Annotated in this window: 26 protein-coding genes; 18 read left to right on the top strand and 8 right to left on the bottom strand. The window is 71.0% G+C overall.

What is annotated here, in order from left to right; translation table 11 throughout:
• Positions 1-3: 3 nt before the first annotated feature.
• From ACFWHU_RS26940 to ACFWHU_RS26920, 5 genes are all read right to left on the bottom strand, one after another.
• Complete coding sequence (locus tag ACFWHU_RS26940; protein WP_385796336.1) at positions 4-1,437, bottom strand: sensor histidine kinase; 1,434 nt, start codon at positions 1,435-1,437, stop codon at positions 4-6.
• On the bottom strand, positions 1,434-2,222 hold the full coding sequence (locus tag ACFWHU_RS26935; RefSeq protein ID WP_385796338.1) for a response regulator transcription factor: 789 nt from the start codon (positions 2,220-2,222) through the stop codon (positions 1,434-1,436). Before ACFWHU_RS26935 ends, ACFWHU_RS26940 begins: the two co-directional genes overlap by 4 nt.
• Positions 2,223-2,391: 169 nt before the next feature.
• Entirely contained in the window at positions 2,392-3,519 is a 1,128-nt protein-coding gene (locus ACFWHU_RS26930) for a S1C family serine protease (protein ID WP_387227833.1), read from the bottom strand.
• Positions 3,520-3,677: 158 nt separating this feature from the next.
• Positions 3,678-4,700 (bottom strand): LacI family DNA-binding transcriptional regulator, encoded by a 1,023-nt coding sequence (locus ACFWHU_RS26925; protein WP_147876589.1) that lies wholly within the window; start codon positions 4,698-4,700, stop codon positions 3,678-3,680.
• Positions 4,701-4,724: 24 nt separating this feature from the next.
• Entirely contained in the window at positions 4,725-5,555 is an 831-nt protein-coding gene (locus ACFWHU_RS26920) for a response regulator transcription factor (RefSeq protein ID WP_385796342.1), read from the bottom strand.
• 382 nt (positions 5,556-5,937) lie between these two features.
• Between ACFWHU_RS26920 and ACFWHU_RS26915 the strand changes: the two genes are divergently transcribed.
• The 7 genes from ACFWHU_RS26915 (at position 5,938) to ACFWHU_RS26885 (ending at position 10,449) form a co-directional block, all read left to right on the top strand.
• Positions 5,938-6,192, top strand: coding sequence for a MoaD/ThiS family protein (locus ACFWHU_RS26915; RefSeq protein WP_385796344.1), 255 nt, complete (start codon positions 5,938-5,940; stop codon positions 6,190-6,192).
• Positions 6,128-7,486 (top strand): FUSC family protein, encoded by a 1,359-nt coding sequence (locus tag ACFWHU_RS26910; protein ID WP_387227830.1) that lies wholly within the window; start codon positions 6,128-6,130, stop codon positions 7,484-7,486. Before ACFWHU_RS26915 ends, ACFWHU_RS26910 begins: the two co-directional genes overlap by 65 nt.
• A gap of 137 nt (positions 7,487-7,623) precedes the next feature.
• On the top strand, positions 7,624-8,370 hold the full coding sequence (locus ACFWHU_RS26905; RefSeq protein ID WP_385796350.1) for a DUF2993 domain-containing protein: 747 nt from the start codon (positions 7,624-7,626) through the stop codon (positions 8,368-8,370).
• Positions 8,371-8,614: 244 nt separating this feature from the next.
• Complete coding sequence (locus ACFWHU_RS26900; protein WP_023540667.1) at positions 8,615-8,722, top strand: putative leader peptide; 108 nt, start codon at positions 8,615-8,617, stop codon at positions 8,720-8,722.
• A 145-nt stretch (positions 8,723-8,867) separates the two neighbouring features.
• On the top strand, positions 8,868-9,707 hold the full coding sequence (locus ACFWHU_RS26895; RefSeq protein ID WP_385796353.1) for a sulfurtransferase: 840 nt from the start codon (positions 8,868-8,870) through the stop codon (positions 9,705-9,707).
• A 60-nt stretch (positions 9,708-9,767) separates the two neighbouring features.
• Positions 9,768-10,055 carry a DUF1416 domain-containing protein gene (locus ACFWHU_RS26890; protein WP_385796356.1) on the top strand — a complete coding sequence of 96 codons (288 nt, stop codon included), beginning with the start codon at positions 9,768-9,770 and terminating at the stop codon, positions 10,053-10,055.
• A 130-nt stretch (positions 10,056-10,185) separates the two neighbouring features.
• Positions 10,186-10,449, top strand: coding sequence for a DUF3099 domain-containing protein (locus ACFWHU_RS26885; RefSeq protein WP_387227827.1), 264 nt, complete (start codon positions 10,186-10,188; stop codon positions 10,447-10,449).
• 44 nt (positions 10,450-10,493) lie between these two features.
• Here ACFWHU_RS26885 and ACFWHU_RS26880 read toward each other — a convergent pair whose 3' ends face one another.
• Positions 10,494-10,856, bottom strand: a complete 363-nt coding sequence (locus tag ACFWHU_RS26880; RefSeq protein ID WP_385796360.1) for a DsrE family protein — start codon at positions 10,854-10,856, stop codon at positions 10,494-10,496.
• Positions 10,857-10,977: 121 nt separating this feature from the next.
• Here ACFWHU_RS26880 and ACFWHU_RS26875 point away from each other — a divergent pair, with 121 nt between their 5' ends.
• From ACFWHU_RS26875 to ACFWHU_RS26850, 6 genes are all read left to right on the top strand, one after another.
• Entirely contained in the window at positions 10,978-11,745 is a 768-nt protein-coding gene (locus ACFWHU_RS26875) for a hypothetical protein (protein WP_387227825.1), read from the top strand.
• Entirely contained in the window at positions 11,742-12,533 is a 792-nt protein-coding gene (locus ACFWHU_RS26870; protein ID WP_387227823.1) for a hypothetical protein, read from the top strand. The genes ACFWHU_RS26875 and ACFWHU_RS26870 overlap by 4 nt, the downstream gene beginning before the upstream one ends.
• Positions 12,530-13,405: a hypothetical protein gene (locus ACFWHU_RS26865; RefSeq protein ID WP_387227820.1), complete on the top strand. Its 876-nt coding sequence runs from the start codon at positions 12,530-12,532 to the stop codon at positions 13,403-13,405. Before ACFWHU_RS26870 ends, ACFWHU_RS26865 begins: the two co-directional genes overlap by 4 nt.
• Positions 13,406-13,655: 250 nt before the next feature.
• Positions 13,656-14,228 (top strand): FABP family protein, encoded by a 573-nt coding sequence (locus tag ACFWHU_RS26860; RefSeq protein WP_385796369.1) that lies wholly within the window; start codon positions 13,656-13,658, stop codon positions 14,226-14,228.
• Between the two features lie 138 nt (positions 14,229-14,366).
• A complete protein-coding gene (locus ACFWHU_RS26855) occupies positions 14,367-14,804 on the top strand; it encodes a Fur family transcriptional regulator (protein ID WP_078076512.1) in 438 nt (145 codons plus the stop codon).
• 21 nt (positions 14,805-14,825) lie between these two features.
• Entirely contained in the window at positions 14,826-15,806 is a 981-nt protein-coding gene (locus ACFWHU_RS26850; RefSeq protein WP_385796373.1) for a YgfZ/GcvT domain-containing protein, read from the top strand.
• A 69-nt stretch (positions 15,807-15,875) separates the two neighbouring features.
• Here the strand turns inward: ACFWHU_RS26850 and dtd are convergent, their stop codons facing one another.
• A complete protein-coding gene (gene dtd, locus ACFWHU_RS26845; RefSeq protein ID WP_078076514.1) occupies positions 15,876-16,313 on the bottom strand; it encodes a D-aminoacyl-tRNA deacylase in 438 nt (145 codons plus the stop codon).
• 134 nt (positions 16,314-16,447) lie between these two features.
• Between dtd and ACFWHU_RS26840 the strand changes: the two genes are divergently transcribed.
• The 4 genes from ACFWHU_RS26840 to ACFWHU_RS26825 all read left to right on the top strand — a co-directional run bounded on the left by ACFWHU_RS26840 (position 16,448) and on the right by ACFWHU_RS26825 (position 20,230).
• On the top strand, positions 16,448-17,047 hold the full coding sequence (locus ACFWHU_RS26840; RefSeq protein WP_385796376.1) for an ABC transporter substrate-binding protein: 600 nt from the start codon (positions 16,448-16,450) through the stop codon (positions 17,045-17,047).
• A gap of 46 nt (positions 17,048-17,093) precedes the next feature.
• Positions 17,094-18,131: an asparaginase gene (locus ACFWHU_RS26835; RefSeq protein WP_387227817.1), complete on the top strand. Its 1,038-nt coding sequence runs from the start codon at positions 17,094-17,096 to the stop codon at positions 18,129-18,131.
• A 128-nt stretch (positions 18,132-18,259) separates the two neighbouring features.
• Positions 18,260-19,507 (top strand): GNAT family N-acetyltransferase, encoded by a 1,248-nt coding sequence (locus tag ACFWHU_RS26830; RefSeq protein WP_387227815.1) that lies wholly within the window; start codon positions 18,260-18,262, stop codon positions 19,505-19,507.
• Positions 19,508-19,582: 75 nt separating this feature from the next.
• Positions 19,583-20,230, top strand: coding sequence for a GntR family transcriptional regulator (locus tag ACFWHU_RS26825; protein WP_387227813.1), 648 nt, complete (start codon positions 19,583-19,585; stop codon positions 20,228-20,230).
• A 55-nt stretch (positions 20,231-20,285) separates the two neighbouring features.
• Here ACFWHU_RS26825 and ACFWHU_RS26820 read toward each other — a convergent pair whose 3' ends face one another.
• Entirely contained in the window at positions 20,286-20,477 is a 192-nt protein-coding gene (locus tag ACFWHU_RS26820) for a hypothetical protein (protein ID WP_385796383.1), read from the bottom strand.
• Positions 20,478-20,685: 208 nt separating this feature from the next.
• On the opposite strand from ACFWHU_RS26820, the gene ACFWHU_RS26815 reads away from it, so the two are divergent.
• Positions 20,686-21,642 (top strand): GntR family transcriptional regulator, encoded by a 957-nt coding sequence (locus ACFWHU_RS26815; protein WP_385796386.1) that lies wholly within the window; start codon positions 20,686-20,688, stop codon positions 21,640-21,642.

The following is a 21,642-nucleotide window of genomic DNA, read 5'->3' as shown; positions in this document are numbered from 1 at the left end:
CGGTCAGGCCCTCGTCGCGCCCGCCGGGCCCGACGGTGGTGGGGTCGATGCGCCCGGGATGCGGATCGCGGCCACCGTGCCGCCGCCCGCCGCCGGGCGGAGCGCGATCTCGCCGCCCGTCTGCTGCACCGTGCGCGCCACGATCGACAGGCCGAGGCCCGAACCCGGCAGCGCGCGGGCCGACGGGGAGCGCCAGAACCGTTCGAAGACGTGCGGCAGTTCCTCCGCCGGGATGCCGGGGCCGCGGTCCCGTACCGTCAGCTCGCCCCGCTCGCTCAGCGCGACTTCCACGACCGCGCCCGGCGGGCTGAACTTCACCGCGTTGTCGAGGACGTTGACCAACGCCCTCTCCAGCGCGGCCGGTTCGGCCCGTACGTACCAGGGGCGCAGCGTCACCTCTATCGTCAGGTCCGGCCCGCGCAGCCGGGCGCGTTCCAGGGCGCTCTCGACGATCGTGTGGAGCGCGACGACCTGGAGCGGGCCGGGGTCGGGGGCGTCCGGCCGGGACAGTTCCTGGAGGTCGCCGATCAGCGAGGCCAGCTCCGTCATCTGCGCCTTCACCGACGCCATCAGCGCCGTACGGTCCTCCGGCGGGAGCGCGCGACCGGTCTCCTCGCTGCGGGCGAGCAGTTCGACGTTCGTACGCAGCGAGGTCAGCGGCGTACGGAGTTCGTGCCCCGCGTCGGCGATGAGCTGCGCCTGGCGGTCGCGCGACGAGGCGAGCGCCGCCGTCATGGAGTTGAAGGAGCGCGAGAGGCGGGCGATCTCGTCCTCGCCCTCGGCCGGGATGCGCAGGCTCAGATCCTCGGTGCGCGCGACGTGCTCGACCGCGCGGGTCAGCCCGTCGACCGGGCGCAGACCGGTCCTGGCCACCCAGAGTCCGGCGGCGCCCGCCCCGATGACGCCGGCGCCGGCGACGGCGGTCAGCAGCAGGGCGAGCCGGTTCAGCGAGGCGTCGATCTCGTCGAGGGGACGGGAGACGGAGACGGTGACCTGCGCGCCACCCGGACCGAACTGGATCCGCTGGGTGTGGACGCGCACCGGGGCGCCCTTCTCGGTCGTGGAGTTGTGCAGCGTGTCGCGCTCCGTACCGCGAGCCACGGCGACGTCGGCGGACTGGACCTTCACCGGCTGCGAGGAGGCGTCCACGCACCGGCTGCCGTCGCGGGCGACGACCTGGACGTACGCGAAACCCAGGTTGGACGGCTCGGGAGGGGTCTGGCCCAAGGCGCACCGGTTCAGCGCGTCCTGCACCAGGTTGTTGGGGGCGGAGGTGTTGCGGAGCGAGTTGTCCAGCTCCGCCTCCAACTGGGCGCGGGTCAGCAGCCAGCAGGCGACGGCCGCCGCCGCGACGGCCACGGCGACCGCGGTGGCGACGAGCATCGCGAGGCGGGAGCGGAGCGGCAGCGTACGCAACCGCCGGGCGAGAGAGGTCACTCGGCGCCGCCGTGCCCGCCGGGGGCGGAGCCGGGACCGGCACCGGGACCGTGCCCGCCGGGCCCGCCGTCGGTGCGCAGCGCGTAACCGACCCCGCGCACCGTGTGGACCAGCCTCGGCTCGCCGCCGCTCTCCGTCTTGCGCCGCAGGTACATCACGTACACGTCCAGGGAGTTGGAGCTGGGCTCGAAGTCGAAGCCCCAGACGGCCTTCAGGATCTGCTCCCGCGTCAGCACCTGACGGGGGTGGGCCAGGAACATCTCAAGGAGGGTGAATTCGGTACGGGTCAGCTCCACCCGGCGCGTGCCCCGCGTGACCTCGCGCGTCGCCAGGTCCATCCGCAGATCGGCGAAGGACAGGACGTCGTCCTGCGGCATCTCACCGCCCGCCGACCCCGCGTACGAACTGCGGCGCAGCAGCGCGCGGATCCGGGCGAACAGCTCGTCCAGCTCGAAGGGCTTGACCAGATAGTCGTCGGCGCCCGCGTCGAGCCCGGTGACCCGGTCGCCGACGGTGTCGCGCGCCGTGAGCATCAGGATCGGCACGGTCGATCCGCCGGCGCGCAGCCGGCGGGCCGCCGTCAGCCCGTCCATGCGCGGCATCTGGATGTCGAGCACGATCAGATCGGGCTGGTAGACGGCGGCCTTGGTGAGGGCGTCGACACCGTCGACGGCGACCTCGGTGCCGTACCCGTCGAAGGCGAGAGAGCGCTGGAGCGCCTCACGGACGGCGGGCTCGTCGTCGACGATCAGGACGCGTTGCGGATCGCCTTCGGCGGGGCTCATGTCGTCGCTCTTTCTCTGAACGGCTTCGGAAACCGGGACGGGGACCAGGACCGGGACGGGGACCAGGACAGGACCGGTACCGGGACGGGGGCGGGGATCAGGACCGGACCTCGGAGCAGGACCGGGACTCGGGTCTCCGGCACTTTCAGCCTCGCACGTCGGACGGGTCCTAGTCGCTGTTCCCGGCGCGCAGCTCGCTCAGGTCGGCCTTGACCGTGTTGACGGGGATCGAGAAGCCGAGCCCGACACTGCCGGCCGACGAGCTGTCGCCGCCGCTCGAACCGCTCGCCGAGAACATGGCCGAGTTGATGCCGATGATCTCGCCGTTCATGTTGATCAGCGCGCCACCGGAGTTGCCCGGGTTGAGCGACGCGTCGGTCTGGATCGCCTTGTACGTGGTGGTGGAGGAGCCCGTGTCGCCGTTGAACTGCTGACCGCCGAACTCGAACGGCCACCGTTCGCCGCCACCGCCCTGCTGTTGCTGCTGCCCCTGGCCCTCGTCCTTCGACACGGTGACGTCCCGGTCGAGCGCCGAGACGATACCGCTGGTCACGGTGCCGGTCAGACCCTCGGGTGAGCCGATCGCCACGACCTCGTCGCCGACCTTCACGCTGGCGGAGTCGCCGAGCGCCGCCGTCTTGAGGCCGCTCGCGCCCTGGAGCTTGATGAGGGCGAGGTCCTTGTCCGGGCTGGTGCCCACGACGTTCGCCGTATACGTCTTGCCGGTGCTGAGCTGCACCTTCACCGTCTGCGCGCCCGCGACGACGTGGTTGTTGGTGATGATCTCGCCGTCGCCGGTGATGACCACACCGGAGCCGGTGGACTGCCCGGCGCCGGACTGTGCCTGGATCTCCACTATGGCGGGGGAGACGGCCGCCGCCACACCCGCGACCGTGCCCTTGCTGCTCTGCGAGACGGTCGTACCCGCGACGGTGCTCGCGGCGGTGCCGGCGGAGTCGTTCGTCAGGGTCGAGGTCAGCGCGGCCGTACCACCGCCGACCACGGCCGCGACGAACGCGGCGGCGGCCAGCAGCGCGACGGGTCGCTTGGCGCGGCGGGCGTGGCCGGGGGAGTGCGCGGGTGCGGCGGCTCCCCAGCCCCAGGCCGCGTGGCCGGGCTGAGCGTGGTGGGCGTACGGCGCCTCGGGCGCGCCGTACGCGTGCTGCGTGTACGACCCCTCCGGCGCGTGCTGCCCGGCGGGCTCGTACGGAGGCGGCGGCGGGTACGCCTGGCCGCTGCCGAGGTCCTGCTGCTGGTTCGGTTCTTCGTCGCTGCCGCGGCGTTGGTTGTCGGTCATGTCATCGACAATCCGCCCCCTGCATGAGAGCTGTCTGAAGACGTTCTGAGAAGCCCGACAGAACCGTGTATGTCCCTTGTAAAGGCGGCCCTCGCAGGACGCCCTCACACGCTCGGGACCGCCTTCAGAACGGCCTTCGGAGCACGCTCACCACAGGATCAGAAGCAGCCGCACGAGCGCCGCACGATCAGCGCCGACGGGAACTGCTTCACCCGTTCCCTGCGCGAACCCGCCACCCGCAGCCCGTCGTCCAGCACCAGGTCCACCGCGGCACGCGCCATCGCCGGCCGGTCCGAGGAGACCGTCGTCAGCGGCGGGTCCGTGAGCCCGGCCTCCTTGACGTCGTCGAAGCCGGCCACCGCCAGCTCGCCCGGCACGTCGATCCGCAGCTCGCGCGCCGCCCGCAGCACACCGATCGCCTGGTCGTCGGTGGAGCAGAAGATCGCCGGCGGCCGGTCGGGCCCGGCCAGCAGCTTGAGCGCGACGTTGTAGGCGTCGTACCGGTTGTAGAGCGCCTTGAACAGCCGCCCCTCCGTCGACAGACCGGCCTCCCGCATCGCCCGCCGCCAGCCCTCGACGTGGTCGGTCACCGGGTCGCCGACGACCGGCGTCGACTCCACGCCGCCGAGGCACGCCACGTACGGATGACCGTGCTCCAGCAGATGCCGGGTGGCGAGCTGCGCGCCGCCGATGTCGTCGGTGACGACGGCGACGTCGTCGATGCCCTCGGGCCGCTCGTGCAGCAGTACGACGCGGGCGTCCCATGCCTCTATCTCCGCCGCGGCGCGCTCGCTCGGGCCCTGGCTGACCAGGATCAGCCCGGACACCCGCATACCGAGGAAGGCCCGCAGATAGTGGACCTCGCGCTCGTTGCGGTAGTCGGAGTTGCCGACGAGCACCATCTTTCCGCGCTCGGCGGCGGCCTGTTCGACCGCGTGCGCCATCTCCGCGAAGAACGGCTGCCGCGCGTCGGGCACGACAACCCCTATGAGGTCGGTCCGCCGCGACGCCATCGCCTGCGCGACCCGGTCGGGCCGGTACCCCAGCTCCTTGATCGCGGCGAGTACACGCTCGCGCGTGGCCGGGGCGACCGGCCTCGGTCCGTTGTTGATGACATAGCTGACGACCGCGGTCGAAGTCCCCGCCAGTCGTGCCACGTCGTCCCGCGTCACCTTGGCCACGCGCGGCAGTCTACGCGTGGTGACCTACCTCCCGGCAGGCCGCACGGCGCCTTCCCGTACCTCGGACGTGTCGGCCGTGTGTGTGGTGTCGTCGGCCGCACCCTCAGCGGGCCCCGCGGCCTTCGCCTTCGCGGCCGCCTCGGCGATGGCTTTCGCCTTCGCCTCCTCCGCCGCGCGCTCGACCTTCTCCGGCGTGACGAAGCGGTATCCGACGTTGCGGACCGTTCCGATCAGCGACTCGTGCTCGGGGCCGAGCTTCGCGCGCAGCCGCCGTACGTGTACGTCGACCGTCCGCGTACCGCCGAAGTAGTCGTAGCCCCACACCTCCTGGAGGAGCTGCGCCCGGGTGAAGACCCGGCCGGGGTGCTGTGCCAGATACTTGATCAGCTCGAACTCCTTGAAGGTCAGGTCCAGGACCCGTCCCTTCAGCTTCGCGCTGTAGGTCGCCTCGTCCACCGAGAGATCACCGTTGCGGATCTCCATCGGGGAGTCGTCGGTCGAGATCTGCTGGCGTCCGGTGGCCAGCCGCAGCCGCGCCTCGACCTCGGCCGGGCCCGCGGTGTCGAGCAGGACGTCGTCGATGCCCCAGTCGGCGGTGACGGCGGCGAGGCCGCCCTCGGTCACCACGAGGACCAGCGGGCAGCCGGGTCCGGTGGAGCGCAGCAGCTGGCAGAGCGACCGCACCTGGGGCAGGTCGCGCCGGCCGTCGATCAGGATGACGTCCGCGCCGGGGGTGTCGACCAGGGCCGGTCCCTCGGCCGGGGCCACTCGCACGTGGTGCAGGAGCAGGCCGAGAGCGGGCAGCACCTCCGTCGACGGCTGGAGGGCGTTCGTGAGCAGCAGCAGAGAACTCATCGCCGCCCACCTGCCTGGGTCGGACATACGTTGTGCGTCTGCGTCATTGGCTCGCCCATTACGTCGGTTCCTCCTCGGTCCCTGCAAGGGGGCACCTCCCACACCCGGAAGCGTGGGGGCGTATGTGGCATCGCCTTCCGTCCCGCGCTCGCGCTCCGGGTCGGAAAGCGCAAAAGGACCCGGGGGCTACATTGCCCGGATCCTCTTCCGGAGCAGAATAACCCACATGTGCTCAGTGTCAGAGGGTGGAAACAGCGGGTCATCTCTTTCCCGGCCCTCTCCGGATGCGGCGGATGCCGTGGCGGGGCTGGGGATCGGCCATCATGGAGGGCCGACGGAATCCGACGAGAAAATTGCCGAGAATTAGATGGAGGAGTACGCCATGGCAGCGGGGATCATCCGCTTCTGGGCCGCGGCCAAGGCGGCGGCGGGCATCGCCGAGGAGCCCTACGCGGCGGACACTCTGGCCCAGGCGCTGGACGCCGTGCGGGACAAGCACCCCGGTGAGCTGGTCCGGGTGCTCCAGAGGTGTTCGTTCCTCGTCGACGGTGACCCCGTCGGCACCCGCGGGCATGAGACCGTACGGCTTGCCGAGGGCGGCACGGTCGAAGTGCTCCCGCCGTTCGCAGGAGGGTGAGCAGCCGAGCATGAGCGACGACCAGCACAACGGACAGAGCCGGTACGACGGGCACAGCCAGCACAACGGGCAGAACCGGTACGACGGGCAGCAGGACTACGGACGGAGTTACGACTCCGAGCCGTACGGGCAGCAGCAGTACGGCGTACCGCGACCGGGCCGGCCGTCCGAGCCGTATCAGCAGCAGTACCAGCCGCAGGCACCGCAGCAACAGCATTACCAGCAGCAGCCGTACCAGGAACCGTCCGACGGTCAGGACGCGCAGACCTGGGAGGGCCAGACCTGGGACACGCAGTACCAGCCGCAGGTCCAGTACCGGCAGCCGCAGTCCCAGCCCCCTCAGCCGGCCGCCGCGGACACGGCCTATCTGCCGCAGCAGTCCGGCGCGTACCCGCTGCCCCCGGAGGTCCCGACCCCCGGACAGCAGCCGTACGTGCCCCCGGCCGCCTCCGCACCCGCACCCGCTCCCGGCCCCGCCGCCGCTCCCGCGGCGCCGGCCGCCGACAGCTACAGCTCGCCCACCACCATGGGCAACGCGCGCATCACCGACGCCCAGCGCGCCCGCGCCGAGGGCCGGTCGCCGATCATCCCGCCCGGCATCCAGCCCGCCGGGCTGACCGCCGTACTCGCCCTGCTGCTCGCGGGCGGCGCGGCCGTCGGCCCGTGGGCGCTGGTCGTCCCGCTCGTCATCCTCCAGGCGGTCACCGCCGCGGGCTGGTTCCGGCTCAACGGCATGTGGCCCGCCCGTCAGGGCATCGCGCTCGCCTTCGCGGGCGCGCTCGTCGCCGATGTCGCGGTCCTCGCCGTCGGCGACGACCACGCGCTCGCCGCGATCCTCGGCACGCTCGGCGCGTGGGTGCTGCTCACGGTCGTCCTGCAACTGCGCAGCTACGCGGGCGCCGACGAACGCATGCAGGGCCTGATGGCCACTGTCGCCTCGGCGGCGCTCGCCATCATCGCCACCGGGAATCTCGCCGCCGTGCCGGACGCCGTGACGGTGGGCGCGCTCGCCGTCGCCGCCGCGACGGTCGCCCGCGCTCTCCCGCTGCCGGGCATCGTCTCGATCGTGGTCGCGCTCGCGGCCGGCGCGGGTGCCGGGGTCGCGGCGGGCGGGCTGACGGACATCGGCGGCCAGGGCGCGCTGCTCGGCCTCGGCGCCGGGGTGTGCGCGCTGATCGGGCTGCGGGTGGCCAGCTACGACTACCCGTCGCGCTTCGTGCACATGACGGCCGGGGTGGCGCTGCCGCTGACGGTCGCCGTCCCCGCGATCTACCTGCTGGGACGGGCCCTCTGAGCCCGTCCGGCGGCTGAGGACGAACCCGCCCCGGGAACCCGCCCCAGGAACCGAACCGCCGCTGCGGACGTCGACCCATTAGGCTCACGGCGTTACGGGGGCTGGGCCGGTACGACCAGGGTGGGGGACACCGAGCAATGCGCGCACTGCGAATTCTGCTGATCTTCGTCGTAATCCTCGGCGGGCTTTTCGTCGCCGTCGACAGGGCCGCGGTGTACTTCGCCGAGACCGAGGCGGCGAGCAAGATCAAGAGCAGCCAGGGCCTCGGCAGCGAGCCCGACGTCTCCATCAAGGGCTTCCCCTTCCTCACCCAGGTCGCGAACTCGAAGCTGGACGAGATCGAGGTCAGCGTCGGCGGGATAACCGCCACCACCGAGGGCCGCGAGGTCGAGGTGACCGAGGTGAAGGCCGAGCTGCGGGACGTGAAGGTGAACAGCACCTTCTCGTCGGCGGTCGCGGGCAGCGCGGAGGGCTCGGCGCTGATCTCGTACGAGGACCTCTCCAAGTCCGCGCCGAAGGGCGCGACGGTCGGCTACGCCGGGCCGGAGCGGGCGGCGAAGGGGCAGGTCAAGGTCTCGGGGCCGCTGGGCGATCTGGTGGAGGGCGCGGGCATCGACGTGCCGGACGCGTTCAAGGGGCTGCTGCGGGACGACTTCACGGCGTACAGCACCGTCTCGCTGGAGGGCGGCGACAAGGTCCGGCTGCGCGCGGAGGACCTGCCGACCCTGCCGGTGCCGGGTGTCGAGGACAAGCTGAAGGACGTCGTCGACTACGACCTGACGATCGACGGACTGCCGTCGACCATCAAGCTCGACAAGGTCACGGCGACGGAGGACGGTCTGCGGTTCTCGGGCACGGGCCAGGACGTGGACCTCACGGGCTGAACGGCCTCACGACGGCCGCGCCGTTGAGCGGCCGGGCGGGCGGCGGAGCGGGCGGCCGGATTCCACCGGCCGCCGTATCGTGAGACGCGGATGTCCATCCCGTAGATGGAACAGCGGTACGAGAGGCCCGGGAATCGGTTCCGGGCCACCGGGAACGCCCATTGGTCCCACATCTCGGACGATCCCGTCTCACGATTCGACACACCGGTGACATCGCACCGTATCCGTCCCTACGATCGGACGCATGCAGTGCTTCATCAGCGGTCTCCAGCAGCGGGGACAGGCGAACCTCACGAAGCGGCGGGCAGTCGACCTGTGCCGCGTCGCCGCCATGCTCTGTCGCACCGCCTGAGCGGGACACGTCCGTCCCGCCACCTCTCTCCGGCCCTTCGACCACGTCAGGGCCACCCCGTGCCGTACGCAGCCCGCCGCGCCTCCGTGCCCGGAAGGCGCCGCCGCCCGCACCACCCGCCGCACACTGCCCCGGAGGAGAACAAATGAGCCGCAGCGACGTCCTGGTAGACGCCGACTGGGTCGAGGCCCACATCGACGACCCGAAGGTCGTCATCGTCGAGGTCGACGAGGACACCTCGGCGTACGAGAAGAACCACATCCGTAACGCCGTGCGCATCGACTGGAAGCAGGACCTCCAGGACCCGGTGCGCCGCGACTTCGTCGACCAGGAGGGCTTCGAGAAGCTCCTGTCCGCGAAGGGCATCGGCAACGACGACCTCGTGATCCTCTACGGCGGCAACAACAACTGGTTCGCGTCCTACGCCTACTGGTACTTCAAGCTCTACGGCCACGACGGCGTCAAGCTCCTCGACGGCGGCCGCAAGAAGTGGGAGCTGGACTCGCGCGACCTGGTCGACGCGGTGCCCGAGCGCGCGGCCACGCAGTACAAGGCCAAGGCCCAGGACACGTCCATCCGCGCCTTCCGTGACGACGTCGTCGCCGCGATCGGCAGCCTGAACCTGGTCGACGTGCGCTCGCCCGACGAGTTCAGCGGCAAGCTGCTCGCCCCGGCGCACCTCCCGCAGGAGCAGTCGCAGCGCCCCGGCCACGTGCCGAGCGCCCGCAACATCCCGTGGTCGAAGAACGCCAACGACGACGGCACCTTCAAGTCGGACGACGAGCTCAAGGCCCTCTACGAGGAGGAGCAGGTCGACCTGGCGAAGGACACCATCGCCTACTGCCGCATCGGTGAGCGCTCCGCGCTCACCTGGTTCGTCCTGCACGAGCTGCTCGGCCAGGAGAACGTCAAGAACTACGACGGCTCGTGGACCGAGTACGGCTCCCTCGTCGGCGTGCCGATCGAGCTCGGCGCCAACAAGTAGTCCAGCCCGCGCGACACCGTCCCGCGAGACCACCTGCCTGACCCGGAGGACAGATCCCATATGTGCGGAGCGAAGGCCGGCGGCCCGGACGCCTCGGCGATCAAGCCCGGTGAGACCACCATCCAGGGTTCCGTGACCCGTGACGGCGAGCCCGTCACCGGTTACGTACGCCTGCTGGACTCGACCGGAGAATTCACCGCGGAGGTTCCGACCTCGGCGACCGGACAGTTCCGCTTCTACGCGGCCGAGGGCACGTGGACCCTGCGCGCGCTCGTGCCGGGCGGTACGGCGGACCGTACGGTCGTCGCCCAGACCGGTGGGCTGGCCGAGGTGGCCATCGCGGTCTGAGGCCGGTTCCCCGGCCTCACGGCCTGAACCTGGCCACGCGGGACACGATCGGCCGGAGGGCCGCACCCCAGGGGGTTGGACGCTTCCTGAGACGGGGTGCGGTCCTCCGTGCCAGTCGTAAGCTCGATGTATGTATACGCGACGCCGTCGCCGCTACTTCGTGCTGATGGGCGGATGCATCGCCCTGTTCGTCAGCGCCTGGGCGTTCGTGCGCCTGTGGTCGGTGCCGGTGGCGATCGGCATGTGCGTGGTGGCCATGGTCATCCCCCCGATCGCCGCGATGATCGCGAACGCGCGCGGCCCCGACGACCGCTGGTGGGACGACCCGTCGGGCGACCCGAAGTCTGACGAGTGGTGGGACGAGCTGGACGGCAGGAAGAAGCCGCCGAAATGACGCGGCACGGGCCCCGGTAGCGGGCGTACGAACGGCGTGGGCCGTCAGTAGACGAGCGCCTGCGCGTCGTCCGCCATTGCCTCGCTGACGAAGACCTGGGCACCCGCGATCCGTACGCCCTCCAGCACGTCCTCCTCCGCGATCTCGCGGCGCGCCGCGCACTGCGTGCAGAGGGTGATCCGGCCCGCCGACTGGATCGACTCGATCAGGTCCGGCAGTGGCGCGGCGTGCGGCAGCTCGAAACCGGCCGCCCGGCCCGGCAGGGCGAACCACGCCGACTCGCCGGTCAGCCAGAGGGAGACCTCCACGCCACTGGCCACGGCGACCGCCGCCACGGTGAAGGCCTGGGAGCAGCGCTCGGGGGCGTCGGCGCCGGCGGTTACCTTGATCACGAGCTTCTTCGCCATGTCCCGAACTGTAATGCGCGCCTGTACAACCCCGTTGGCGCGCGGCAGGTCTGTTGGATGCGCGGGTATCGGAATCCGCGCCTCAGTCCTGTGGGGGGACCTCTTGGAATCGCCCGAAACCGTGCCTGATCAGGGAACTAGCCCTGATCCGGACGGCGCCCCGAGACCGCGCCCGCGCCGGGGACGGCGCACCACGGCTCTGATCGCGGGGGCGGCCGTGCTCGGCGTGCTCGCCGGAGCCGTCACCGGCTACGCGGTGCAGTACCAGCGCGAGCCCACGCCGCTGCCGCCGCTGGCCCAGGCCGAGCCGCGTACGCCGGAGCTCGTCCCGGCCGACGGGAGGACCACAACGCGGACGCTGTCGGCGAACCGGTGGGTCAGGACCGACGGTGACCTGCGCGAGCTGCTGGTGAAGAAGCCGAAGGGCGCGCGGACCGAGCAGAAGGCCGACTGGCTCGATCTCCCCGAGTTCGCGGCCGGGTTCAAGCGGCCCGGCGACGTCTTCGAGGACCTGGTGCGCACCGACTACAGGCGCGCCGCGACCGTCCGCTGGTCGGAGGGAGGCGCCGTCCACGTGACGGTCACGCTCGTCCAGTTCCGGGACGAGCGGAGCCGCGAGGCATCCGCGTTCGCGGCGAGCCAGCAGCGGTACATGGCTGACGACGACTGGGCCGGCAACACGGGCTCGGCCATTCCCGGCAGCGGGAACGGCCGGACGTGGGTGTTCGACGAGCCGGACCGGCAGCCGGGCTACAACCCGTACTACGAGGCGCGCGCCGTCGCCTTCCGGGGCGACGTCTTCATGCACATCCAGTACGACAACAACGCGGGGCCCGTCCCGAAGAAGGCCTTCGAGGCCCTCGCCAAGCGGCAGTTGGAGCTCCTGTGACCGATCAGCGGCCGGAGTCGCCGCAGAGTCCCGAGGACGTCATCGGCTCGGCCGCCCGGCCCCGCCGCCTCCCCAGGAGGACGGTCGTCGGGATCTCGGCCGTGCTCGCGCTCGCCGTCGCCGCCGGCGGCGGGATCTGGGCCGTCGCCAAGGTCGGCGACGCCGACCGCACCGCCCCCACCCGCGCCTGGCCGGCGTCCATGCCGGAGGGGGCGAGGCCCGCCGACGCGAAGCTCCTCGTGCCCGGCGGTGTCGCCGCCGGGCTGCTGCCGGTGGACGACGGTTACCGGCCGGACGGTTATCTGCCGGGGACGGACATCGCGTCGCTCGGCAACGACAACGTGCTGGACGCCGGACGCACCGCCGTGCACGCCAAGGACGCGGTACGAGGGCTCGAGGCGGGGGAGCGGGACCGTTTCACCAGGGCCCTGAAGAAGCTGAAGTTCACGGGCGGGGCCCAGCGCAGCTACAGCGGTGCGGACAACCTGTTCGTCGTGGAGATGCATCTCGCGCAGGTCGAGGAGGGCGGCGCGGAGCGTGCGCTCACCCGGTTCCGGACCGATGTCGGGCCCGTCCTCAAGGGCCTGCGCAAGGGCCCGTCGGCCGACTGCTTCCTGCTGCCGGACGCCGGAGACCCGGATCTCGACGCCATGCTGTGCACTCGGAGCACGCACGGCGTCCTGGCCACTGCGTACGCGTACGGCGCTTCGGGACTGGACACCAAGGAGATCAGCCGCATGTTCACCGAGCAGATCGGCCGTCTCGCGGCCTCCGGGGAGTCCGCGTGAGCGACCGGACCACCGCCATCTCGCCCGTCGAAGAGGTCGTCGCCCCGGCGGACCCGGGCACGGGCACGGACCCGGATACGGCGCCCGCGCCCGAGCCCGCGCCCCGCCGCCGTAGCACCGCGCTGTTCGCCGCCCTGCGCTGGACCGCCGCCGTGGTCGTCTTCGGCGCGCTCGGCACGACCGTCGCGTACGCCGTGACCGACCGCGAGCGCACCGACATCCCCACCCTCGCCACCGAGAGCGACGGCCGCTGGACGTACCCGCCGCTCGCCAAGCCGACCCTGCCCGCGGGCGCGGTCGGCCCGTTCGGCCGCGGCAATCGGGGTGCGATCCACTACGCGGACCTGGAGAGCTTGCTGCTGCCCGCCCCCGGGGGAAGCCGCCCCGACCCCACACTGGACGGCGAGAACAGCAGGGTGCCGGTCAGCCGCTTCCTCCAGGAGTACGAGAAGGATGTCCGCGGCACGATGGCCACCGACCTCCGCGACAACGGCCTGCGCCACATCGTGGCGCGCGGCTGGACCATGGCGGACGACGGCACGTCCACCCGCGTCTATCTGCTGCGTTTCCACTCCACCGCGTCCACGCTGTTCTTCTTCAACAGCCATCTCCGGGGCCCCAAGGAAGCACCGCTGAAGGTGACGGACGTCGAGAAGGTGTCCTCCGCCGACGAGACGTTCCCCTCCGTGGGCGTGCACGGGGCGGAGACGTACATCTACGACGAGGCCGCGCCGCGCGGCCCGGTGCATGTCCGGCACGCGTACGTCGGTGCCGGTGACACGCTCGCGCTGGTCGTCCAGTCCCGTAAGGGCTCCGCGCCCGCCGTCCCGTTCCACCAGACGGTGATCCTCCAGAGCCGGCTGCTCGGCTGAGGGCCGCAGCCGGTGGCCGGTCCCCACCCATTACGCTGGGGACCGGCCACTCACCGCCCCGACGCTCTCCTAGGAGCACCCCGTGCTTGAGAACTTCTTCTCCGCCCTGCTCGCCCTGATCGCGGTGGCGATCCTGGCGTTCACCGTGCTGGTCGTGAAGAAGCTCTACCAGGGCCAGAGCTGATCGAGGCCGGTCCCCGGCCCTCCTGCCCCCTCCCACTCGAACCCCTACAGATCGCCTGAGCTGCTCATGATCGAGATCCCGTCCGACCTGAACCCGGGCCTTGTCCCGCTCGCCTTCCTCCTCGGTGACTGGGAGGGCGTGGGTGTCTTCGACTTCCCCGGTGAGGAGAAGGCCAACTTCGGCCAGGAAGTCTCCTTCAGCCACGACGGCCGGGACTTCATCGAGTACTCCTCGCACACCTGGGCGCTGGACTCCGACGGCGAGAAGATCCGCCCCATCGAGTCCGAGTCGGGCTTCTGGCGCATCGACGAGAACCGCAAGGTCGAGGTCGTCATGGTGCGTGACCAGGGCATCGTGGAGATCTGGTACGGGGAGCTGGCCGACCAGAAGCCGCAGATCGACCTCGTCACTGACGCGGTCGCGCGTACGGCGTCCGCGGGCCCGTACAACGGCGGCAAGCGGCTCTACGGCTATGTGAAGAGCGATCTGATGTGGGTCGGCGAGAAGTCCACCCCCGAGGTCCCGCTGCGCGCGTACATGTCGGCGCACCTGAAGAAGGTCGTCACGCCGGAGCAGGTCGCGGCCTGGGCGAAGGACCTGGGCGATCTGCCGGACGACGGCATCGCGTTCTTCAAGTAGGCGTACGGGATCAAGTAGGCCAACGGGATCGAGCAGGCGTACGGAGGCAGTGCCCGTACGGGAGCCGGTACGCCTGCGGGAGCGATCGCGTACGGCTTCCGCTACGGCGAACCGGGCCGCGCTGCCTACACTGGGTGCGTGGTGAGCACCGACTGGAAGAGTGACCTGCGGCAGCGCGGCTACCGCCTGACCCCGCAGCGCCAGCTTGTCCTCGAAGCCGTCGACACCCTGGAACACGCGACGCCGGACGACATCCTGTGCGAAGTGCGCAGGACCGCGTCCGGCGTGAACATCTCCACCGTCTACCGGACGCTGGAGCTGCTGGAGGAGCTCGGCCTCGTCTCGCACGCGCATCTGGGGCACGGCGCGCCGACGTACCACCTCGCGGACCGGCACCACCACATCCATCTGGTCTGCCGGGACTGTACGAACGTCATCGAGGCGGATGTCTCCGTCGCCGCCGACTTCACCGACAAGCTGCGTGAGACGTTCGGCTTCACGACGGACATGAAACATTTCGCGATCTTCGGGACGTGCCGCGACTGCACCGCCCGTGCGGCGAGCGGCGAATCCTAGACCGGTCGTACGCTTGTCGTCATGCAGCGACACTCAACGACAAGCCCGCTCCTCTCCCTGCCCGGTGCCGTGGCCGCCGAAGGGCAGGACGAAGGTGTCGCCGCGCACTACGGCGATCTGTTCCGCGAACAACGCGCGCTCGCCGACGGCAAGGGCCTGGTGGACCTCTCGCACCACGGCGTCGTCACCGTCACCGGCGACGACCGGCTCAGCTGGCTCCATCTGCTGCTCACCCAGCACGTCAGCGAGCTGCCCGTCGGCCGGGCCACCGAGGCGCTGATCCTCTCCGCCAACGGCCACATCGAGCACGCGCTGTACCTCGTGGACGACGGCGAGACGGTCTGGACGCACGTCGAGCCGGGCACGCGGGAGGCGCTGATCGCCTACCTGGAGTCGATGAAGTTCTTCTACCGCGTGGACGTCGCCGACCGTACGGACGAATTCGCCGTGGTCCACGTCCCCGCCGGGTCCATCGCGGAGGCGCCGGAGGGGGCCGTCGTACGGGAGACGCCGTACGGCCGGGACATCTTCCTGCCGCGCGCCGACCTGGAGTCGTACGCGCGGGAGAACGGCCCCCCGGCCGGGATCCTCGCGTACGAGGCCCTGCGCATCGAGGGCCACCGGCCGCGTCTGGGCTTCGAGACCGATCACCGGACCATCCCGCACGAGCTGGGCCTGATCGGCACGGCCGTTCATCTGGAGAAGGGCTGCTACCGGGGCCAGGAGACCGTGGCGCGCGTCCACAACCTGGGGAAGCCGCCGCGCCGGCTGGTCTTCCTGCACCTGGACGGCAGCGAGGTGTTGCTGCCCGGGCACGGCACGCCGGTACGGCTCGCCGCCGACGGCGAGGAGGGCCGCCAGCTCGGCTTCATCACGACCTCGGCCCGCCACCACGAACTGGGGCCGATCGCGCTGGCGCTGGTCAAGCGCAATGTGCCGGTGGACGCGCCGCTGATGGCGGGGAACACGGCGGCGTCGCAGGAAGTGGTCGTGGAGGCCTGAGCCGCCGCCGCCCCGGTCCTCGGGTTTCTCCGGGTCCGGGGGCCCGGTCCGGGAGCGGATGCCGGGTGCTCACATCTCCAACTGCACCGTGAACGGGCCGTGGTTCGTGAGCGAGACGCGCATGTCCGCTCCGAACCGGCCCGTCCCGACGGTCGCCCCCAGCTCACGCAGCCGCGCCACGACCTCGTCCACCAGCGGTTCGGCCACCTCGCCCGGCGCCGCAGCGTTCCAGGTGGGGCGGCGGCCCTTGCGGGCGTCCCCGTAGAGAGTGAACTGCGAAATCACCAGGAGCGGGGCGTTCGCCTCGGAACAGGACTTCTCGCCCTCCAGGATCCGTAGCGTCCAGAGTTTGCGGGCCAGTTGGGCCGCCTTCTCCTTCGTGTCCCCGTGGGCGACTCCCACCAGCACACACAACCCCTCGCCGACGATCTCGCCGACCGTCTCGATCCCCGAATCCGTCACCACGGCGACGCTCGCGCCGTCGACCCTCTGCACCACTGCTCGCATACGGCCAACCTATCCGGGCCCTGTTCGGGTCCCGTCCGGCGCCCATCCAGGGCCGAACGGGTGCAGATCGCCTGCAGGTGCACGTGCAGGAGTGGCACGATGCACGCAGGCGGAGCGAGGGGAAGTAAGCACGCATGAGCACATCTGGTGCCGGGCAGTCGCCCGGTCCTGTACCGATCACCGGCAGTACGGCGTCCGGCGAGGGCGCCGGGGCGAGTGCCGGTGCGGCGACGGTCCGGCCCCCCGCACAGCGGGCCACGGGCGGTGAGAACGCCCTGCGGCTGCCCGAGTTGCGTGCCCTGCGCCGGGACGCGACGCGTGACGAGGCCGACCTCAGCTATCTGCGCCGGCTGCTCCAGGGCCGGATCGACATCCTGCGGGCCGAACTGGCCCGCCGGTCGGCGCCCGAGACGCCGGTCGTGGACCGGCTCTCCGAGATCCTGGCCGACACCCCGTCGCTCCACCGCTCCTCCGCCCGGCATGTGACTCTTTCCACACCACGCAACGAGGAGTTCCGGCTGCTGGCCGCCGAAGCGCTCGCCGAAGTGGAGCTCTCCGACCTGGAGGCCCGTACGGATGAGGAGTTGCGGGCCGCGATGGGCCGGCTGGTCCGCCACGAGCAGCAGATTTCGAAGCGCCGGCACGATCTCCAGCGGACGGCGGACGATTGCAGCGCGGAGATCGCCCGCAGGTACCGTGAAGGCGAAGCACAAGTAGACGACCTGCTCACGTAACGCCGTGGCTGCCTTCCGGAGCGGTCCCCGCCCGGAAGGCCCGTTGATGACGACTCGCAGGACGACGACGCCCACGACCGGGGCGGCGACCAAGGGCGCGGCCGCCACCGCCGCGGCGGCCGAGGTCGCGACGGAGGTCACCACTGGGTCCCCGGTCCTCGCGGAGATCGTGCGCTCCGGCTTCGTGGAGGGCAGGCACCGCGGCTCGCTGGTGCTGCTCGCGGCCGACGGCAGCGTGGAGTTCGCGCTCGGCGACCCGGACCTGCCGGTCTTCCCGCGCTCCAGCAACAAGCCCCTCCAGGCCGCCGCCGTGCTGCGCGCCGGGGTCGAACTGTCGGGTGAGCGGCTGGCGTTGGCGGCGGCGAGCCACTCCGGCGAGGACTTCCACCTCGCCCTCGTACAGAAGATGCTCGCCGAGTCCGGACTGACGGCGGACGATCTGCTGAACCCGGCCGACCTGCCGCTGGACCGGGTCGAGGCCGAGGCGTATCTGGCGGCGGGACGCATCCGGGACCGCGTCACCATGAACTGCTCCGGCAAACACGCGGCGATGCTCGCGGCCTGTGTACGCAACGACTGGCCGCTGGACACGTATCTGGAGCCGTCCCACCCGTTGCAGCGGCTCGTGGCCACAGTGGTCGAGGAGACGTCGGGGGAGCGGGTCGCGGCGGTCGGTACGGACGGCTGCGGCGCCCCGCTGATGGCCATCAGCCTCACCGGACTCGCCCGCTCCTTCCGCCACTTCGTCCTCGCGGAGCCCGGCACGGCCGAGCGCCGGGTGGCGGACGCGATGCGGGCGCATCCGTCGTACGTCGCCGGCACGCGCAGGGCCGACACCTGGCTGATGCGCGAGGTGCCGGGCGCGCTGTCGAAGATGGGCGCGGAGGCGGTGCAGGCGGTGGCGCTGGAGGACGGCCGCGCGCTGGCGTTCAAGGTGGACGACGGCGGCCTGCGCGCGCTGGGGCCGGTGCTGGCGCGGGCGCTGGGACTGCTGGGGGTCGAGGGACCGATACTGAAGCGGATCGGCCGGGCGCCGTTGCTGGGGGGCGACGCGGAGGTCGGCCAGGTACGCGCGGCGTTCTGACCACTGGCCCCTCGGGTGGCGGGTGCGAGGGCCCGGCGGCGGGCGTGCGGGCGGCGGACGGCCCGGCGGGCGTGCGGGCGGCGGAAATCCGCAGGACTTTCCACCCCGCCTGTGTTTAGCGTACGAGCATGGCCATCGACGTCCGTGTGATCAGCGAATCCGACTTCCCCGCCTGGCTCCGCGCCCTGAACACCGGCTTTCTCAGGTCGCCCGCGGTGAGCGAGGAGGCCGTCGCGGACCGCGGGGCGTACATGGACACGCGCCGTATGCGGGGCGCGTTCGACGAGGGCCGCTGTGTCGCGACGTACCGCACCTTCCCGCAGGAGCTGACCGCCGTCGGCGGCGCCCCGCTGCCGTCCAGCGCCATCTCCAACGTCACGGTCTCGGCCACGCACCGCCGCCGCGGGCTGCTCAGCCGGATGATCAACGACGATCTGGCGGAGGCGAAGGAGCGCGGCGACGTCGTGTCCACGCTGATCGCGGCGGAGTACCCGATCTACGGGCGGTACGGCTTCGGCCCGGCCGCCTGGATCACCGACTGGTCGATCGACGTGCCACGCGCCGGCCTCGACCCGCGCGCGTCAGGCCAACCGGACGACGGCGGCCGGGTCGACCTGGTCGACGGCGCGGACGTGACGAAGCTGGGCCCCGAACTGCACGACCGGCTGCGCTCCCTGAGGCACGGCGTGATCAGCCGCAACGAGCGCTGGTGGCGGGTCCACACCGGCACGGCCACCTCGCACGGCGCACCGTGGACCGAGCCGTTCTACGCGGTGTACCGCTCGGCGTCGGGCGAGGTGGAGGGCCTGCTGACGTACAAGGCGGACGAGGTGTGGGGCGACGCCAAGCAGCCGCTGAACACGGCGACGGTGCTCGACGCGATCGCCGTGACGACGGCGGCGGAGCGCGCGCTGTGGCGCTACGTCTGCTCGATCGACTGGATCACCACGGTCCGCACCGGCTACCGCGCCCCCGACGACCTGCTCCCCCTCTTCCTCCCGGACCCGCGCGCGGCCAGGATCGTCACGCACGCGGACTTCCTGTGGGTGCGGATCCTCGACACCGTGCGGGCGCTCGAATCCCGCACGTACGCGTCCTCCGGCACCCTGGTCCTGGACGTCCACGACCGCTCGTCCCTCGCCTCGGGCCGCTACCGCCTGGACACGTCCCCAACGGGCACGACCTGCGCCCCGACGACGCGGTCGCCCGATCTGACGCTGGACGTCCGGGAGTTGGGCGCGCTCTACCTGGGCGACGAATCGGCGGTCCGGCTGGCGGCGCTGGGCACGGTGACGGAGGAGAAGCCCGGCGCGGCCTCCCGCACGGACGCACTGTTCCGCACCTCACGACGGCCCTGGTGCCCGGACATCTTCTGAGCGGGGCATCCGCCGGTCAACGGTCGGGCGTCACGTCATCTCCCGCTTGGTGGGGCCGAGTTGTAGCGTCGTTGTGTGACCTCTGAGCGCAGTCAGGGCGACGGCACTCCCCGGCAGACGATGGTCGCGCTGGGCCCCCGGATCAGCGCGGCCTTCGGCGCCGAGGACGTCCGCATAGACGCGCTCTGTCTCACGGCCGAGTCGCTGAGCGCGGCCCTCGGCGAGCAGCGGACCCTCATCCACACGCGCAGGTCCATGCCGGCCACGATCACGGTGCGCGTGCTGCTGCCCAACCGGGACATCGACCTGGCCTTCCCCCGCATGATCAGCGACCCGGAGGAGCCCGACCCCGTCCACCGCCGCTGGCTGGCGCAGCGCAACGCGCACGGCATCGTCCTCAGCGACCATCTGCGGGGGCTGGGCGCGGTGCACGGAATCGACGTGGACATCCAGTTCAAGGCGCTGCCCTTCACCCCGCCGGTGAAGCTGTATCTCCTCAACGGCACGGAGGCGCTGTTCGCGTACTACCAGGTCACGGAGCGCGAGGAACAGATCGGCCGGGAGTCGGTGGCGATGTACGACGCACTGGGGGGCGTGTCGCCGCTCTTCTCGTTCGGCGCGGGAGACAGCCAGGCTCGTCGGGACCACGCGTTCGTGGTGCAGTCGCAGGCCTGGTTCGACGCACTCTGGACAACCATCGCGACCGACCTCGTGCTCTCTTGACGGTCGGCCGATGCGTGGATGTCCCTTGACGGGTCGGCCGGTGGGTCCGCTGTGGTCAGCCGGTGCCCGGTTGCATCAGCAGCAGGGCCAGCACGACCGCGCCGATGCCCGCGCAGGTGGGGTTCTTGGCCTTGATCCCGATGCTCAGCAGGACCAGTGCGATGACCCCCATGGCACCGAAGTGCCAGGCGACGAGCTGTTCGAAGCCGAGGGCGAAGGTGGCGAGGACGAGGGCTATCAGGGGCATGACGGTTCTCCTTCAGGCGGACTGCCGGGGAAGTAAGCCGATCAACTCCCGTACAACTTGCTGTAGTTGACTGCATTGTTCATGCCCGCTGGCAAGCACCCGGCAAACTTGTGTAGTTGTATGTCTTTTAGGCAGGCAAGGTCGGGTGAGTTGGGCAGGTTGTCGGTCTCATCTACACGCAACTGAGGCGTGGTTGTACGGTTGCGGGGTGGTACATCGAGAGTCAGGTCACGAAGAGCCCAGGTACCGGTACGCGACGATCGCGGATGGTCTGCGTGCCGCGATCAATCGCGGCGACTTCCGGGCGACCGGACGGCTTCCGACCAACGAGGAACTGGTCGAGCGTTTCGGCGCGTCCAGGTCGACAGTCCTGAAGGCGCTCGACGTGCTCCGAGAGGAGCGGCTGATCGAGAGTCGGCGCGGCAGCGGGACGTTCGTGGCTCCCGGGCTGCCCGGCGGCGCGGCGCCCGCTGAGGCGGAGGGTGAGGCCGTCGCCTCGGAGAGCGTGCCCGCGGTGATGCTGGGTCCGTCTCTCGACAAGGCGTTCAAGGCGCCCGCGGTGACGCTCGACGTCTACTCGATGACCACGGAGGTGCTGGCGAACCGTATCTCGGACCAGGCCCAGCGTATCCAGGAGGACAGGGCAACGGCTGCCCCGTCGAGCATCACGGCGCGTCTGATGCTGCCGGACACCCGCGCCAAGCTGTGGGTGCCGACGAACGTTGACGATCCCGAGGACCCGCGCCCGCTCCAGCGGCTTCAGGGCATCCTCTACCGAAGCGTTTCGCAGATCCGGCAGGCACTGTTCGATCTTCAGGCCAAGAATTTCGTCCCTGAGGTAACGGTCGACGTCAGGGTCGTGTCCTCGATTCCGGACTTCAAGTTGTACATCCTGAACGGGAACTTGGCCCTTCAGGGGCTCTACGAGATCACGGAGCACGACGTCATGTGGGAGAAGACCGGAGAGGTGATGACGATCAAGGACGCCATCGGTCTGGGATCGGCCTCACTGCTGCATCCGTACCGTGCGGGCGCCGACTCCCCGCCGGGCGCCGACGCCTTGCCCGGTGCCGGCTCCGCGTCCAGCCGGATGGGTTTCGTGGGACGGGCGCAGAAGTTCTTCGACTCGCGCTGGGAGCACCTGGCGACAGAGGCGGACTTCTGA

Origin of the sequence: Streptomyces sp. NPDC060366, from assembly GCF_042725135.1 — a bacterium.
Classification (GTDB): domain Bacteria; phylum Actinomycetota; class Actinomycetes; order Streptomycetales; family Streptomycetaceae; genus Streptomyces.
Note: the sequence above shows the minus strand (reverse complement) of the source record. Positions and strands in the feature narration are given on the sequence as shown.

Bases quoted from the DNA above. Each gene is read 5' to 3' on its own strand.
- ACFWHU_RS26935 (WP_385796338.1), bottom strand. From the start codon at position 2,222: ATGAGCCCCGCCGAAGGCGATCCGCAACGCGTCCTGATCGTCGACGAC.
- ACFWHU_RS26930 (WP_387227833.1), bottom strand. From the start codon at position 3,519: ATGACCGACAACCAACGCCGCGGCAGCGACGAAGAACCGAACCAGCAG.
- ACFWHU_RS26920 (WP_385796342.1), bottom strand. From the start codon at position 5,555: ATGAGTTCTCTGCTGCTGCTCACGAACGCCCTCCAGCCGTCGACGGAG.
- ACFWHU_RS26915 (WP_385796344.1), top strand. From the start codon at position 5,938: ATGGCAGCGGGGATCATCCGCTTCTGGGCCGCGGCCAAGGCGGCGGCG.
- ACFWHU_RS26910 (WP_387227830.1), top strand. From the start codon at position 6,128: ATGAGACCGTACGGCTTGCCGAGGGCGGCACGGTCGAAGTGCTCCCGC.
- ACFWHU_RS26905 (WP_385796350.1), top strand. From the start codon at position 7,624: ATGCGCGCACTGCGAATTCTGCTGATCTTCGTCGTAATCCTCGGCGGG.
- ACFWHU_RS26900 (WP_023540667.1), top strand. From the start codon at position 8,615: ATGCAGTGCTTCATCAGCGGTCTCCAGCAGCGGGGACAGGCGAACCTC.
- ACFWHU_RS26895 (WP_385796353.1), top strand. From the start codon at position 8,868: ATGAGCCGCAGCGACGTCCTGGTAGACGCCGACTGGGTCGAGGCCCAC.
- ACFWHU_RS26890 (WP_385796356.1), top strand. From the start codon at position 9,768: ATGTGCGGAGCGAAGGCCGGCGGCCCGGACGCCTCGGCGATCAAGCCC.
- ACFWHU_RS26885 (WP_387227827.1), top strand. From the start codon at position 10,186: ATGTATACGCGACGCCGTCGCCGCTACTTCGTGCTGATGGGCGGATGC.
- ACFWHU_RS26880 (WP_385796360.1), bottom strand. From the start codon at position 10,856: ATGGCGAAGAAGCTCGTGATCAAGGTAACCGCCGGCGCCGACGCCCCC.
- ACFWHU_RS26860 (WP_385796369.1), top strand. From the start codon at position 13,656: ATGATCGAGATCCCGTCCGACCTGAACCCGGGCCTTGTCCCGCTCGCC.
- ACFWHU_RS26850 (WP_385796373.1), top strand. From the start codon at position 14,826: ATGCAGCGACACTCAACGACAAGCCCGCTCCTCTCCCTGCCCGGTGCC.
- dtd (WP_078076514.1), bottom strand. From the start codon at position 16,313: ATGCGAGCAGTGGTGCAGAGGGTCGACGGCGCGAGCGTCGCCGTGGTG.
- ACFWHU_RS26840 (WP_385796376.1), top strand. From the start codon at position 16,448: ATGAGCACATCTGGTGCCGGGCAGTCGCCCGGTCCTGTACCGATCACC.
- ACFWHU_RS26835 (WP_387227817.1), top strand. From the start codon at position 17,094: ATGACGACTCGCAGGACGACGACGCCCACGACCGGGGCGGCGACCAAG.
- ACFWHU_RS26830 (WP_387227815.1), top strand. From the start codon at position 18,260: ATGGCCATCGACGTCCGTGTGATCAGCGAATCCGACTTCCCCGCCTGG.
- ACFWHU_RS26820 (WP_385796383.1), bottom strand. From the start codon at position 20,477: ATGCCCCTGATAGCCCTCGTCCTCGCCACCTTCGCCCTCGGCTTCGAA.